Here is a 14,875-nt window from a genome sequence, read left to right on the forward strand (position 1 = left end):
CCCTCCGTCACGCAAATGGGCCAGCCCTTCCGGGCTGGCCCATTCGTGTTTCACGTGAAACATCGCCGCCGTTGTAGGACGGCACTTCCGGTCAGACGGTCTTCTCGGCGCCCTCGGTGATGAAGTCCTCCAGGTCGCGGACGATCGCGGCCTTCGGCTTCGCACCCACGATGGTCTTGGCGACCTCGCCACCCTGGTAGACGTTCAGGGTCGGGATGGACATGACGCCGTACTTGGCAGCAGTACCCGGGTTCTCATCGATGTTGAGCTTGACGACCTCGATCTGGTCGCCGTACTCCGCGGCGATCGCCTCGAGGGACGGCGCGATCTGGCGGCACGGACCGCACCACGCGGCCCAGAAGTCCACCAGGACGGGCTTGTCGCTCTTGAGGACGTCCTGCTCGAAAGAGTCGTCGGTCACATTCTTCAGGGTGCCGGCCACGGCGGGCTCCTTAACTGGTTGGTGCGGTGGGGCGGACGGGGTCAGACGGTGGCAGCCGCGGCGGTCTCGCTGTCCGCGAGGGCAGCGAGGTAGCGCTCGGCGTCGAGGGCGGCGGAGCAGCCGGTGCCGGCCGCGGTGATCGCCTGGCGGTACGTGTGGTCGACGACATCACCGGCGCCGAAGACACCGGTCAGGTTCGTCCGGGTCGAAGGCGCCTCGACCTTGAGGTAGCCCTCCTCGTCCAGATCGAGCTGGCCCTTGAAGAGCTCGGTGCGCGGGTCGTGGCCGATCGCGATGAACAGGCCGGTCACCGCCAGGTCGGAGATCTCACCGGTCTTGAGGTTGCGCAGCTTCAGGCCGGCAAGCTTTTGGTCGCCCTCGATCGAGGCGATCTCACTGTCCCAGATGAAGTTGATCTTCGGGTCGGCGAAGGCGCGCTCCTGCATCGCCTTGGAGGCGCGCAGGGTGTCACGGCGGTGCACGATCGTCACGGACTTGGCGAAGCGGGAGAGGAAGGTGGCTTCCTCCATCGCGGTGTCACCACCGCCGATCACGGCGATGTCCTGGTCCTTGAAGAAGAAGCCGTCACAGGTCGCGCACCACGAGACGCCGCGTCCGGAGAGAGCGTCCTCGTTGGGGAGACCGAGCTTGCGGTGCTGCGAGCCCGTCGTGACGATGACGGCCTTGGCACGGTGCACGGTGCCCGCGGTGTCCGTGACGGTCTTGATCTCACCCGTCAGGTCGACGGCGACGACGTCGTCCGGGATCAGCTCGGCACCGAAGCGCTCGGCCTGGCCGCGCATGTTGTCCATGAGCTCGGGGCCCATGATGCCGTCCTGGAAACCGGGGAAGTTCTCCACCTCGGTGGTGTTCATCAGCGCACCACCGGCGGTGACGGCGCCTTCGAAGACCAGCGGCTTCAGCGACGCGCGCGCGGTGTAGAGCGCTGCCGTGTAGCCGGCAGGCCCGGATCCGATGATGATCACGTTACGGACGTCGCTCACGGCTTGATTCCTCGTCTCTGGAGACTGCTGCGTACTACCGGTGGGAGCCTCTCTCAGAACTCTCACCCCACCCAACGGATCCTAAGGGGCTTGCATTCCCTGTGTGTCCGGGCACACGGAGACGAGACACCGCACAGAGATGCCATGGGGTTACTGGGGAGGCGGCCGGTCGACGCGGAGGTGCTCAGGAGCGGGCGTACGAGTGCGTCAGGAGGAGCTTGCCAGGGGACGCCGAAGCCTGCTTTACGCACGCGGCTTCGACGATGTACGCCGTGACCTTCGTGCTGTCGGAGGCGTCGGGCACTACCACGAGATACACCGTCGTCCCCTTGTACGTGCCCTGCTGCGCGGCGAGGATCGCTGCGTTGCTCCCGGTTCCCTTCTGAATGCAGTCGGGGACCTGCACGGTCGGTGTGATCAAGGTGTCGACCCCGGCGGACCCGTTGCCCGCGTCGTTGGACTGGACTCCCCAGGGACGCTTCGGGCTGGCAGAGGGGGTGCTCGCGCTCCTGTTCTTCGCGAGGAGCTCCGCCACCTGAGTCTTCAGCTCCCCCTCGGAAAAAGTGTCCTTCGCCCCCTGCTGCGTCACCGTCTGTGGGCTCTTGCCGGAGCCGTCGCCCAGCGACTGCACGAGGATCGCGCCCAGCCCGAGAGCGGCGGCCGTGAACACCGTGCCGAGAACGACCACCCTGCGGCGCCCACGGCGGCCCCGACGCGAGCGGCCGGGGCCGGTGGCAGCGTGGGGACGTCCCGAGGGGCGGTCCGTGAGGGAAGCAGGGCTCGGTTCGCCCGACGTGTGTGAAACACCGGCGACCGATGTTTCACGTGAAACACTCGCGCGGTCGTCCTCGGCCGCTTCGCGGGCGGGCGCCGTGGCACTCAGCAGAGCCTCCGCGGCAAGGGCGGCATCGATACGGCTGGCCACATCATCGGGCATGCGCGTGGGTCCCGGCAGAGTGCCGAGCAGCCCCCGGATCTCCTCCAGGGAGTCGTACACGTCGGCGCAGAGCACGCACTCGTCGAGGTGTCGTCGTACGTCCGCGGTGCGGGAAGGCGGGAGCAGCCCCTCGGAGAGGTCGGAGATCTCCGCGACATCCGGGTGCCCGGCCGTATCCGTCGTGGATGTCACGCTCGCCCACCTCCGCCCTTCACAGCAGCTGAATCGCTTGGTCCTGCATCGCGTGGGCCTGCATCGTGCGGTCCCGCTGCCGGTGGGACGGATGCCCCCTGCGTCCGGTTCCTTCCGCCGCCCGACTTGTTGCCGCCCCCGCCGCTTGCGTTGTCCGCACGGAGATGGGCGAGCAGCGGGAGCAGTCTGGCTCTGCCCCTTGCGCAGCGGCTCTTCACCGTGCCGACGGGTACATCGAGGACACGGGCAGCCTCTGCCACCGGGTAGCCCTGCATGTCCACCAGGACGAGAGCGGCGCGCTGGTCGGCCGGGAGCGTACTCAGTGCCGTCAGCAGCTCGCGGTGCAGATCGTTGCGCTCGGCCGGGGCGGAGGCGGACTCGTGCGGTTCGAGGAGCTGTTCCAGGCGTTCGGTGTCATCGACGGGAGACGTCTTCCTGGATGCGGCTTTGCGGACGCGGTCCAGACAGGCGTTCACCGTGATGCGGTGCAGCCAGGTTGTGACGGCCGACTGGCCGCGGAAGGTGTGAGCGGCCCGGTAGGCGGAGACCAGCGCGTCCTGGACGGCGTCAGCGGCCTCCTCGCGGTCTCCCAGCGTCCGCAGGGCGACCGCCCAGAGCCGGTCGCGATGGCGGCGCACGATCTCGCCGAAGGCCTCGGGGTCGCCCTCTACGTGACGGGTGAGGAGGTCCTGATCGCTTGCGTCGCCGTATTCGGTTTCATCGGCCATCGGACCCCCTCCCCTTCGTCGACGAACGTCAGCCGGTGAACTTCACGTCCGTGATGGCTTGCTTGTAGCCGGCGCCGCTGTACTGATCACCGGATGCGTAGGGCATTGCCGTGATCCAGAGCAGCACGTACTGGGTCTTCGCCTTCTTGCTGACCGTGATCTTCGCGCTGGTGCCGCTCGTCGTCATGGTCCCGATCTTCGTCATCGAATCCACCGACGTCGAGGGACTCATCGAGTCCGTCCCATAGAGGGTGATCGTCGTGTGATCACCGGGGTACCGGAGTCCTATCGAAGCCGCCGTGACGGTCTGCTGCGAACCGAGGTCGTAGACGATGCCGACGCCGGGCTTGAAGGCCGGCTTCATCTCCGGACCGTCCACGAAGCTCTTGCTCCGCCAATACGTCGAGCTGTCGCCGTCGTACGTCTTGTCCACGTCCCCGGGCGCCTGGGCGTCACCCTTCGCGACGTACTCCTGCGCGCCCTTGATGACGATCGGCTTGACCGGCTTGGTCTTGTCGGTGTCCTTGCCGTTGCCGTCCGGCGTCTTGGTCTGCTGTGTGTCGTCGGACTTGGCGTGTTTCATCAGGGCGTCCGCGAGCTGCCAGCTACCGAGGCCCAGGGCGGCGATCAGGAGGGCCGACACGGCCCACTTGAGGGCCCTGCCGGTGCGGCTCTGCAGCGGGGGCGGCGGGGCCGGTACGGGCTGCGTGGCGCCCATGTGGGGCGCGGGGCGGCCGTAGCCCTGCTGGTACGAGGTGCGCTGGTACTCCGGCGGGGCCGTGAACGCGGGCTCCGGCGGGCGGATGCGGGGCATCTCGGCGATCGCCTTCACCAGTTCCTCCGGCGTGGTGCACGGAGTCTCGTGGCGGGAGGCGGTCGCGCCGTCGTTGGCGAGCGCGCGCATGGCGAGCTCCGACAGGCCGCGGTGGACGCCGGCGCGTACCTGGTCGGGGGCGATCAGGCCGACCCCCTTGGGCAGCCCGGACAGACCGTAGGCGTCGTTGTCGTAGGGCCAGCGCTGGGTGAGCGTGGCGTAGAGGAGCGCCCCGATCGCCTCCGTGTCGGTGCGCTGCGGCGTGTCCGAGCTGATGCCGCGCAGCGCGGCGTTCACGGCAAGCCCACGGATGCGCCACTGGCCGGTCGAGGTGCGCAGCACGGCGCTGGGCGTCAGCCGCAGATGGGCGAGGCCCTCACGGTGCGCGGCGGCCATGGCCTGGGAGACCTGGCTGACCATCTGGTAGGCCTCGTGCACCTCCAGCGGGCCCGAGGCCAGCAGCGCGGTCAGCTCCGTGGCGTCCGGCAGCCACTCGTGCACCACATAGACGAGGTCGTTCTCCTCGACCGCGTCCAGGACCTGGACGAACCGGGGATCGCCCAGCAGGGCCGAGGAACGGGCCGCCGCCAGTACGGAACGGGCCCGTGGATGGTCGGCGGGCAGGAGATGCACACCGACGGCGCGGCGGAGTTTCTCGTCCACCGCACGCCAACTGCTGAAACCGTCCAGACGGGTGACACACTCTTCGAGGCGGTAACGCCCGGCGAGTTTGTGACCACTGTGCAGTTCGGGCGGTGAGGCCTTTCCGGGACTCTCGGTCCCGCCGCTCCCCTGTGCCTCTTCGCTGTCCGTCTCCCGCTCCCGGTTCTGGGCCACCCCGTCGGACGTGGACTGGCCCGCCTTGGCGGTCAGCGGCTCGTCGCCGCTGTTGTCTGCCACGTCGACGGCAGCCGTGCTCCGTTCCGCCACCGTCGTTCCCGCCTCCCCATTCGTTGCGCGCTGTCCGACGCAGAAACCAATTGTGCCCACAGTCCGGCGCTATGCACGACACACGGCGACGGACGATGGTTGTGCGCGTACCCCCGCCTCAGCGCCCCAGGCGCCCGCGGACCATTCCGACCATTGAGTTGAGTTCTTCGATGCGCATCTTCCGCGCGGCGACGTAGAAGACACCGAGCAGGGCGATGCCGCCCGCGAGGAGGGCTGCCAGGGAGCCCCCGACGCCCTGTCCGAGGGTGTGGCCGATGCCGTAGCAGGCCGCGCCGCTCAGCAGGGCCGCGGGCACCGAGGCGATGCCGAGACGGGCGTACGTCCGCAGGACGCGATTGCCGTCCAGGTCCCCGCCGAGCCGCTTGCGCAGCCGGCTCCAGGCGACACCCACGCCGATCGCGTAGGCGAGACCGTAGGAGGCGGCCATGCCGACCACGGCCCAGCGGGCCGGAAGCACGAAGTAGCACGCGGCGGATGCCACGGCGTTGACGGCGGCGACGATGACCGTGTTGTAGAAGGGGGTGCGCGTGTCCTCGTACGCGTAGAAGGCACGCAGGACGACGTACTGCACGGAGTACGGGATCAGGCCGAGGCCGAAGGCCATGAGCATGAAGCCCATGTTGGTGGCTTCGCTGGTGCCCGAAGAACCGAAGATCAGGGTGCACATCGGGATGCCGAGGGCGACGAAGCCGAAGGCGATCGGCACGATGGCCACAGCAGTCGTGCGCAGGCCCTGAGAGATGTCGTCACGGACGGCTCCGCTGTCTCCCTCATGGGCCGAACGGGCGATACGCGGAAGCAGCGCCGCCATCAACGAGACCGTGATGATGGCCTGCGGCAGGCCCCACACGAGCTGGGCGTTGGCGTAGGCGGAGAAGCCGACACCCTTGACCTTGCTGTCATTGGTGGCGGCGGTGGCCAGCTGGGTGACGACGAGGGCGCCCGCCTGGTTGGCGAAGACGAAGAGCACGGTCCACTTGGCGAGCATCGCGGCCTTGCCGAGGCCGTGGCCCTTCCAGTCGAAGCGCAGCCGCATCCGGAATCCGGTCTCGCGCAGATACGGAATCATCGCGAGGGCCTGCACGACGAGGCCGAGGAGGACGCCGACGCCGAGGAGCCGCTGCCCGTCCGGCGGGATGTTCGTGACCTCCATGCCGGAGTTCGCCGCGGTGCCGTACACCCAGATGAACATGCCGAGCGTCACGATGATGACGATGTTGTTCAGGACCGGGGTCCACATCATCGCGCCGAACTTCCCACGGGCGTTGAGGATCTGGCCCATCACCACGTGGATGCCCATGAAGAAGATCGTGGGCAGGAAGTAGCGGGTGAAGGTGACGGCGACGTCGTTGGCTGCCGGGTTGTCTGCGATCTTCACCGACAGCAGACGTACCAGCAGGGGCGCGGCGAAGACTGCGGCTGCGGTGAGTGCGCCGAGCGCCACCATGACGAGGGTCAGCAGCCGGTTGGCGAAGGCCTCGCCGCCGTCCTCGTCGTCCTTCATGGCGCGTACCAGCTGCGGCACGAAGACCGAGTTGAGACCGCCGCCCACGGTGAGGATGTAGATCATCGTCGGCAGCTGGTACGCGACCTGGAAGGAGTCGCCGAGGAAGCCGATACCCAGGGCCGAGACGATCAGTGCGGAGCGGATGAAGCCGGTGAGCCGGGACACCAGCGTGCCCGCCGCCATCACCGCGCTCGACTTCAGCAGGCCCGACGCGCGTCCGCCGGACTTCTTCGCGGCGGGCGCCGGTTCGGGCGCGGGGGCCTGCGGGGCGGCCGGAGACGGTTCCTGGGTCGGCGACGGTACGCCGGGCGCGGCGACGGATGTACGGGTACCTGCCTGGCCCTGGTCGCGGAAGAGGTGAGCGAAGGCGTCGGGCTCGTGCTGCTGATCGCCGGCCTGGGTCACGAGGTCGTCCACGCCGACGAACTGGGTCGTGCGGGCGTCCTCGCCGAAGGGCAGGTGCCGCGTCGGGCCCGCGGGCTCCGGCGGGGGCGTCTGGGCCCACACACGGGGGTCGGGGGTGTACTGCGTGGTGGGCGGCTGGGCGTAGAGCGGCTGCTGGGGGTAGTAGGAGCCCGGGGGCGGCGGGGGGTGCGCCGCGCGGTCGTAGAGCGCCTCGGTCACCGGATCCTGGGCCGCGAGGTCCTGCGCCCGGTACGGGTCCTGGGTGTAGGCGTCCTGGAAGTACATGTCCTGGTACTGCCCCTGCGGCTGCTGGGCGGGGTCGGCCGGTGGCCCCTCCGGGTACCCCTCGGGGTAGCCGGCGTCCGCCATGCCCTGGTCAGGGTAGCCCGAGCCGCCCGCGGCCTGGTCCGGGTAGCCCTCGGGGTAGCCCGAGTTGCCCGCGCCCTGGCCGCGGTCACCGTCGTACGGCGCGTTCATGGTTACCCCACCTCATCGTCCCCGGGCCCACCGGCCACGACATCGCTCAACGGTCCACTCTCTCACCCGTGCCGGACGGGTCGGTGCTTTCCGGTGCGGTGTCCGGTGTCGGGTCACTCGGGTGCTCCGGGGCGTCTGCCCCGGACTCCGTCGTGGACTCCCCGTCGGGACCGTCCTTGGAGCGCTCGGTGTCCTCAGTAGTGTCTACGGCGCCCTCGGCGTCCTTGTTCACGCCGTTCAGGGCCTCGGCCCCGCCCTCGGTGTCGGGGGTGTCCTCCTGCTCCTCCTCGGCCTGGCGGGCTGCCGCGCGCTTGCGCTGGGTGTACATCCGGAATCCGGCGAGCACGAGCAGCAGGACGCCACCGCCGATGACCAGCATCACCGTAGGTGTGATCTCGGTGACCTTCACTTCGAACTTGACGGGGGGACCGTACGCCTGGCCGTCGTCCGTGAACAACTGCGCGACGACCGTCACCGGACCGTTGGCCTTGGCGGAGGTGGTGAACTTCACCGACTGGCTGTGCTCGCCCGCGACCTGGATCGGCCGCTCGTCGAAGGCGTCGTCGCCGATCTTGAGCCGGGTCGGCTGCTGTGAGGTGAGACGCAGCACCAGGTGGTGGACGCCCTGCACGAGGTTGTTCTGCACCGTCACGGGGATCGTGGCGCTGCGGCCCGACAGTTTCGCGTCGGACTTGTCGATGAGCCTGACGAGACCGGTGAGGTCGTGGAGGTACGACTCGACGCCCTCGCGGAAGGGCGCCGCCTGGTCGGCACGGCCGCGCCAGGACGTCGACATCCCCCGGTCTATGGCCCGACCGAAGGGGGTGACCACGCGGGACTTGTCGGTGAGGACGACCTTGAAGTTGTCGAGCATGCCCTGTGTGCGCTGGATCTGCTCGAAGGCCGACCGCGGCAGCTCCTGCTTGCGCAGCGAGGAGGGGTACGAGGACGCCGAGGGCACCTGTGTGGTGGCGCTCGGGTCCGGCTTGGCCTTGGCCGCCGCGGAGAGGTTCTGGGAGGCGGACCAGTTGCCGTCCTGGAGGGCCCTCACCGCCGTCGCCATGGTCTGGGCCTGGCTCACGGAGGGCGTGCGTTGCGGGGCGACGACGATGCTCCGCTGATTGCTCGGCTCCTGCAGATCGACCATCAGGCTCTGGGCCAGGAATTCCTGCACGGCGAGCGTCGAGTTGTCGGCCTTCGCCATGTCGCCCTCGAACGCGGTCGACAGTCTGGAGTCCGCGACCACCGCCGTCGTGCCGCCCCCGATGGGGCGGGCGGCGGTGGGCGTGTAGGTCAGCCCGCCGGTCTCGCGCAGGCTGTCGCTGCGGGCGATCACCTTGTCGGCACCTGCGGAGGTAGCGACCTTGACGATCGACGGATCGACGGCGCCCTCGGCGGGCCAGGCGAAGTCCGTGTTCGGCTTCACATGGAGGATCGTCTGCACCGTGCTGGAGGCCACGTCCGTGGCGTCCTTGAGGTGGCTCAGGGAGCCCGTGACGTCCTTGCCGTTGTGCGCCAGCGACGCGAGGTCGGGGTCGGCGAAGGGGAGAGCGACGACTTCCTCTTCCTTGTCCGCGACGGTCTTCTCGAGCTTGTCGAGCCACGCCTTGGCGACTGCCTGGTTCTTGCCTGCCGTCGTGGTGTCGCCGTTCTTGATCTGGTAGCTGCGCGTCATGGCGTCGACGGAGGCCAGCAGGTCCGGGTCGAGGACCCAGGTGACGTCGAGGTCGCTGCCCAGGGACAGGAGCTGGTCCAGGCGCCCGCCGGGGGAGATCTCCTTGGCCAGGTCGTCGTTCTGGAAGACGGGCGTCTGCTGCGCGTCCGAGCCGGTCTCCGCCCGCAGGTGGACCGTCGAGATCAGCGGCCAGAGATACGTCGTCTTCGTCTTCGTGTCGGCGCCGGCGGGCTGCCAGGGCAGGAACGTCCGCTTGATGCCGAGCACCTGGTCCCACGGCTGCGCGGCGGTCTGGCCGGTGAGGGAGACGCCGAGCTGGTACACGCCGTCGGAGTCGAGGTTCAGGTCCTTGACGGGCACCGAGATGCTGAAGTGCTGCGAGACGCCCGCGGCGAGCTTGGAGAACTTCTCGACGTATTTGCCGCCGACCTCCAGGGGGTCCGGGCCCAGCTGGAACCCGGTGCGCTTCTCCGCGTCGTCGATGGCGACCCGGCCCTGGAGGGTCGGGCCCACGCGCAGGCCCACGTGTGCGCCCGTGACCGTCTGCTTGCCCTTGTTGGTGACCGAACCGGAGACGGTGATCGTGTCGCCGTCCGTGGGCGCGCTGGGGGTCAGCGAGTCGAGGGAGATGTCCACCGTGCCGGACCCGGTGGCGTCGGCCACAGCGGCCGTCTGAGCGGCGTGTGCGGCCGGGGAAGCGGGCAGCTGGAGCACGCCGGCCAGCAGGGGCGCACCGGCCAGCAGTGTGCCGGTGCGCCGCAGCCACCGGCGGGCAGGTGAGGGACTCATCCCCTGGAAGTCTGCCGCCTCGGCCACGCGCTCGTCCGTCCCTCGTCATTGTCAGTGGTCGTCGGAATGTGCGTCCACGCATGGTAACGATGCGCGCTGAGGGGAAGTGCCGCGGACCGCTCCACAAGATCAGGAGACAGGGTCGAGTGTCCTGTATGCGTAAGTATTGATCCCCCTATGAGAAGGGGATGGCTGTGCGCGTTTTATGGAGGCGCCCGCGAGTGCCTCGGCCACGTACCCTTTTCTGTTGTGCCGAACGCCAACGAAGACAACCCCAGTGCCCTGAGTCAGGTGCAGCGCCGCGCGGTGAGTGAACTGCTGCGGGTGTCCCCTGTCGCCGACGACCTCGCCCGCCGTTTCCAGGAGGCGGGGTTCTCACTCGCTTTGGTCGGTGGCTCGGTCCGGGACGCGCTCCTTGGCCGGCTCGGCAATGATCTGGACTTCACGACCGACGCCCGCCCCGATGACGTACTGAAGATCGTGCGGCCCTGGGCGGACGCCGTCTGGGAGGTCGGGATCGCCTTCGGCACCGTTGGCGCGCAGAAGGACGCCCGCGTGGACGACGTACAGGAGTCCTTCCAGATCGAGATCACGACGTACCGCTCCGAGGCGTACGACCGGACCTCGCGCAAGCCCGAGGTGTCCTACGGCGACTCGATCGAGGAAGACCTCGTGCGCCGTGACTTCACCGTGAACGCGATGGCCGTGGCGCTGCCGGAGAAGGCGTTCATCGATCCGTACGGCGGTCTGGACGACCTGTCCACGCGGGCGCTGCGCACTCCGGGTACGCCCGAGGAGTCCTTCTCCGACGATCCGCTGCGGATGATGCGGGCCGCGCGGTTCGCCGCGCAGCTCGACTTCGAGGTGGCCCCCGACGTCGTCGCCGCGATGACGGACATGGCCGGGCGCATCGAGATCGTCTCGGCGGAGCGGGTGCGGGACGAGCTGAACAAGCTGATCCTTTCCGCCCACCCGCGCAAGGGTCTGACGCTGCTCGTGGACACCGGTCTCGCCGACCATGTGCTGTCGGAGCTTCCCGCGCTGCGGCTGGAGCGTGATGAGCACCACCGGCACAAGGACGTCTACGACCACACGCTGATCGTCCTGGAACAGGCCATGGCGCTCGAGGAGAATGGTCCGGACCTGACGCTCCGGCTCGCCGCGCTGCTGCACGACATCGGCAAGCCGAGGACGCGGCGCTTCGAGAAGGACGGGCGGGTCTCCTTCCACCACCACGAGATGGTGGGCGCGAAGATGACCAAGAAGCGGATGACGGCGCTCAAGTACTCCAACGACCTCGTGAAGGACGTCTCGCGTCTGGTCGAGCTTCATCTGCGTTTTCACGGATACGGCACCGGCGAGTGGACGGACTCCGCGGTCCGTCGCTATGTACGTGACGCGGGGCCGCTCCTCGACCGCCTCCACAAGCTGACCCGCTCCGACTGCACTACGCGCAACAAGCGCAAGGCGACGGCGCTCTCTCAGGCGTATGACGGCCTGGAGGAGCGCATCGCCGAGCTCCAGGAGCAGGAGGAGCTGGACGCGATCCGTCCTGACCTCGACGGCAACCAGATCATGGAGATCCTGGGCATCGGCCCCGGCCCGGCGATCGGCCAGGCGTACAAGTTCATGCTGGAGCTGAGGCTGGAGAACGGGCCGATGGAGCACGACGCGGCGGTGACGGCACTCAAGGAGTGGTGGGCCGAGCAGGGCTGAGGCTCACAGAACGGGCCGTGTGGGGTCATGTTTCACGTGAAACATGACCCCGGGTCTGTACCGGAGAACGCCAAGGGGCGGTGTTTCACGTGAAACACCGCCCCTTGTGTATCGGCGACGCCCTTACTTGGCGGAGTACTCCGACAGGCAGAGGGTGAAGTCGTCCTTACCGGTCTCGGTGTACTCGGCGTACTTGGTACGGTCGCAGCCGGAGTTGTCGCTCTTCTTTTCTGCGACCTTGTACTTGGCCTTGGAGCTGGTGCAGTCCACGACCTTGAGGCCGGGGTCCGTGGAGTTGTTCGGGTTGCTGATGCTCATGCAGTCACCGACCTTGGCGGTGTCGGGGTCGTGGCGGCTCGTTATGTAGCCGACGCCGGCAGCTATGAGCGCACAGACCACGATGACGATGCGCAGGTACCACTTGACGCCGCGCTTCGGACGCTGCGGTGCGACCGGAGCGTAGGGAATCGGTCCCTGCTGCGGGAAGCCCGGCTGGGCGGGCTGCTGGGGATACCCCTGCGGCGGCGGTCCGTACGGAGCCTGGCCCTGGGGCGGCTGTCCGTAGGGCTGCTGGCCCTGGGCGAACGGGTTCTGGCCCTGGGGCGGCGGAGTGGTCACTTAGGGGTCCCCCTAGAACGTAAGCGCGTGGCGTGAATAAGACGCACGTAAGTTATCGGGACCGACTGACAACGCAGTAGCCCAGAGAGGCTCTGTGGCCCTGATGTGACACTTACTGCATCTCAAAGCGGGCCATAGCAACAGCAATTGCTGCGTAGACCGCGGCCAGTGTGACGACGAGAAGAGCTGAGCGCCCGTCAGGAGGCAGCATCAGGGCGGCTACTGCGGCCGCGCCGACGAAGGCGACGTTGAACAGGACGTCGTAGACGGAGAAGATCCGGCCGCGGTAGCCGTCGTCGACCGAGGACTGCACGATCGTGTCGGTGGCGATCTTCGCGCCCTGTGTGGTCAGGCCGAGAACGAAGGCGGCGGCCAGCATGGGCGCCGCCTCGAAAGGGAGACCGAGCGCGGGTTCCAGGACCGCCGCCGTGGCCGCGCACGCGGCGATCCAGCCGCCGGCGCCCAGTCGTCCCACCGCCCAGGGCGTCACCACGGCCGCGACGAAGAAACCCGCCCCGGAGATGCCCACCGCCAGGCCCAGCAGGGCGATCCCGCCGTCGGAGCCGGACGACCAGGCGTACCGGCACAGCATCAGCACCATGACGGTCAGGGCGCCGTAGCAGAAGCGCATCAGGGTCATCGACAAGAGCGCCCAGGCCGCCTCCCGCCGCGCGGGCTCGGCGAGATGGCGCACACCGGCCGCGAGGCCGCGCGCGGTGCCGGTGAGCGCCGTGCGCAAGCTCGGCTGCACCAACTCCTGGTCGGGGCCGAGCAGTTCCGGTGCCATGCGCAGTGAGGCGAGTGCCGCGCACAGGTAGAGGGCCGCACCGAGAAGGACGACCGCCGCGTCCGAGTCCGAGGCGACCAGTCGTACGACGAACGCGAGACCGCCGCCCGCGGTCGCGGCGAGTGTTCCGGCGGTGGGCGACAGGGCGTTGGCCATGACCAGTCGGTGGGAGTCGACGACGCGGGGCAGGGCGGCCGAGAGCCCTGCGAGGATGAACCGGTTGACCGCGGTGACACACAGCGCGGAGACGTAGAAGAGCCAGTCGGGGACATGGCTCAGCATCAGCACGGCCGTCACACAGGCCAGCGCGGTCCGCAGCAGATTGCCGTACAGGAGGACCTGGCGCCGCCGCCAGCGGTCCAGCAGGACCCCGGCGAACGGGCCGACCAGGGAGTACGGCAGGAGCAGTACCGCCATCGCGGAGGCGATCGAGGCCGCTGAGGTCTGCTTCTCCGGTGAGAAGACGACGTACGTGGCGAGCGCGACCTGGTAGACGCCGTCGGCGCCCTGGGACAGCAACCGGACACCGAGCAGGCGTCTGAAGCCCTGGAAGCGCAGGAGGACGCGCAGGTCACGCACGACAGCCATGGGGCACAGCCTCACATACGAGGAGGGTCCCCGAGTCAAAGACCCAGGGACCCTCGACGGGCAGGAGCGAAAAGCCCCTCGGCGCTCCGCGCCGTGTCTCGCCGGCGCTCGGAGGCCTCTGTCTCGTTAGCGCTCGACCTCGCCCTTGATGAACTTCTCGACGTTGGCGAAGGCCTCGTCGTCGAAGTACTGAACCGGCGGGGACTTCATGAAGTACGAGGACGCCGACAGGATCGGGCCACCGATGCCGCGGTCCTTGGCGATCTTCGCGGCGCGCAGGGCGTCGATGATGACACCCGCGGAGTTCGGGGAGTCCCAGACCTCGAGCTTGTACTCCAGGTTCAGCGGGACGTCACCGAAGGCGCGGCCCTCGAGACGCACGTACGCCCACTTGCGGTCGTCCAGCCAGGCCACGTAGTCCGAGGGACCGATGTGGACGTTCTTCTCGCCCAGGTCGCGGTCGGGGATCTGCGAGGTGACGGCCTGCGTCTTCGAGATCTTCTTGGACTCGAGGCGGTCGCGCTCCAGCATGTTCTTGAAGTCCATGTTGCCGCCCACGTTGAGCTGCATCGTGCGCTCAAGACGGACACCGCGGTCCTCGAACAGCTTCGCCATCACACGGTGCGTGATGGTGGCGCCGACCTGCGACTTGATGTCGTCGCCGACGATCGGGACGCCCGCCTCGGTGAACTTGTCCGCCCACTCCTTGGTACCGGCGATGAAGACCGGGAGAGCGTTGACGAAGGCGACCTTGGCGTCGATGGCGCACTGGGCGTAGAACTTCGCCGCGTCCTCGGAACCGACGGGCAGGTAGCAGACGAGGACGTCGACCTGCTTGTCCTTGAGGATCTGGACGACGTCGACCGGCGTCTCGGCGGACTCCTCGATGGTCATGCGGTAGTACTTGCCGAGACCGTCGAGGGTGTGGCCGCGCTGGACCGTGACGCCCTTGTTCGGGACGTCGCAGATCTTGATGGTGTTGTTCTCGCTGGCACCGATGGCGTCGGAGAGGTCGAGGCCGACCTTCTTCGCGTCGACGTCGAAGGCGGCGACGAACTCGACGTCACCGACGTGGTAGTCGCCGAACTGGACGTGCATCAGACCCGGGACCTTGGCCGCCGGGTCGGCGTCCTTGTAGTACTCGACGCCCTGCACCAGCGAGGCGGCGCAGTTGCCCACGCCGACGATGGCTACGCGAACCGAACCCATTCCGGTTGCTCCCTGTGTGTACGAGGTGAAGCCCCG

11 protein-coding genes are annotated in these 14,875 nt (G+C 68.4%); 1 reads left to right on the forward strand and 10 read right to left on the reverse strand.

The window, feature by feature from the left end:
- Positions 1-91: 91 nt before the first annotated feature.
- From trxA to ACFVWD_RS14585, 7 genes are all read right to left on the reverse strand, one after another.
- Positions 92-442: a thioredoxin gene (gene trxA, locus ACFVWD_RS14555; RefSeq protein ID WP_054236436.1), complete on the reverse strand. Its 351-nt coding sequence runs from the start codon at positions 440-442 to the stop codon at positions 92-94.
- 41 nt (positions 443-483) lie between these two features.
- A complete protein-coding gene (gene trxB, locus ACFVWD_RS14560) occupies positions 484-1,446 on the reverse strand; it encodes a thioredoxin-disulfide reductase (protein WP_389596184.1) in 963 nt (320 codons plus the stop codon).
- Between the two features lie 184 nt (positions 1,447-1,630).
- Positions 1,631-2,575: an anti-sigma factor family protein gene (locus tag ACFVWD_RS14565; RefSeq protein WP_389596186.1), complete on the reverse strand. Its 945-nt coding sequence runs from the start codon at positions 2,573-2,575 to the stop codon at positions 1,631-1,633.
- Positions 2,572-3,303 carry an RNA polymerase sigma factor SigM gene (gene sigM, locus ACFVWD_RS14570; RefSeq protein ID WP_389596187.1) on the reverse strand — a complete coding sequence of 244 codons (732 nt, stop codon included), beginning with the start codon at positions 3,301-3,303 and terminating at the stop codon, positions 2,572-2,574. Before sigM ends, ACFVWD_RS14565 begins: the two co-directional genes overlap by 4 nt.
- Positions 3,304-3,331: 28 nt before the next feature.
- Positions 3,332-5,047, reverse strand: a complete 1,716-nt coding sequence (locus tag ACFVWD_RS14575) for a protein kinase family protein (protein WP_389596189.1) — start codon at positions 5,045-5,047, stop codon at positions 3,332-3,334.
- A 118-nt stretch (positions 5,048-5,165) separates the two neighbouring features.
- Complete coding sequence (gene murJ, locus ACFVWD_RS14580; RefSeq protein ID WP_389596191.1) at positions 5,166-7,457, reverse strand: murein biosynthesis integral membrane protein MurJ; 2,292 nt, start codon at positions 7,455-7,457, stop codon at positions 5,166-5,168.
- A 46-nt stretch (positions 7,458-7,503) separates the two neighbouring features.
- Positions 7,504-9,948: a DUF6049 family protein gene (locus tag ACFVWD_RS14585; protein ID WP_389596192.1), complete on the reverse strand. Its 2,445-nt coding sequence runs from the start codon at positions 9,946-9,948 to the stop codon at positions 7,504-7,506.
- A 222-nt stretch (positions 9,949-10,170) separates the two neighbouring features.
- Between ACFVWD_RS14585 and ACFVWD_RS14590 the strand changes: the two genes are divergently transcribed.
- On the forward strand, positions 10,171-11,637 hold the full coding sequence (locus ACFVWD_RS14590) for a CCA tRNA nucleotidyltransferase (protein WP_389596194.1): 1,467 nt from the start codon (positions 10,171-10,173) through the stop codon (positions 11,635-11,637).
- 123 nt (positions 11,638-11,760) lie between these two features.
- Here ACFVWD_RS14590 and ACFVWD_RS14595 read toward each other — a convergent pair whose 3' ends face one another.
- The 3 genes from ACFVWD_RS14595 to ACFVWD_RS14605 all read right to left on the reverse strand — a co-directional run bounded on the left by ACFVWD_RS14595 (position 11,761) and on the right by ACFVWD_RS14605 (position 14,839).
- Complete coding sequence (locus tag ACFVWD_RS14595; protein ID WP_389596196.1) at positions 11,761-12,255, reverse strand: hypothetical protein; 495 nt, start codon at positions 12,253-12,255, stop codon at positions 11,761-11,763.
- Between the two features lie 112 nt (positions 12,256-12,367).
- Positions 12,368-13,630, reverse strand: a complete 1,263-nt coding sequence (locus tag ACFVWD_RS14600; protein ID WP_389596198.1) for an MFS transporter — start codon at positions 13,628-13,630, stop codon at positions 12,368-12,370.
- 126 nt (positions 13,631-13,756) lie between these two features.
- Complete coding sequence (locus ACFVWD_RS14605; protein WP_101399067.1) at positions 13,757-14,839, reverse strand: inositol-3-phosphate synthase; 1,083 nt, start codon at positions 14,837-14,839, stop codon at positions 13,757-13,759.
- Between the last annotated feature and the right edge of the window lie 36 nt (positions 14,840-14,875).

Origin of the sequence: Streptomyces sp. NPDC058086 (assembly GCF_042885015.1) — a bacterium.
Taxonomy (GTDB): domain Bacteria; phylum Actinomycetota; class Actinomycetes; order Streptomycetales; family Streptomycetaceae; genus Streptomyces.

Coding starts and splice junctions, on each gene's coding strand:
- sigM (WP_389596187.1), bottom strand. CDS start 3,303: ATGGCCGATGAAACCGAATACGGCGACGCAAGCGATCAGGACCTCCTC.
- ACFVWD_RS14605 (WP_101399067.1), bottom strand. CDS start 14,839: ATGGGTTCGGTTCGCGTAGCCATCGTCGGCGTGGGCAACTGCGCCGCC.
- murJ (WP_389596191.1), bottom strand. CDS start 7,457: ATGAACGCGCCGTACGACGGTGACCGCGGCCAGGGCGCGGGCAACTCG.
- ACFVWD_RS14600 (WP_389596198.1), bottom strand. CDS start 13,630: ATGGCTGTCGTGCGTGACCTGCGCGTCCTCCTGCGCTTCCAGGGCTTC.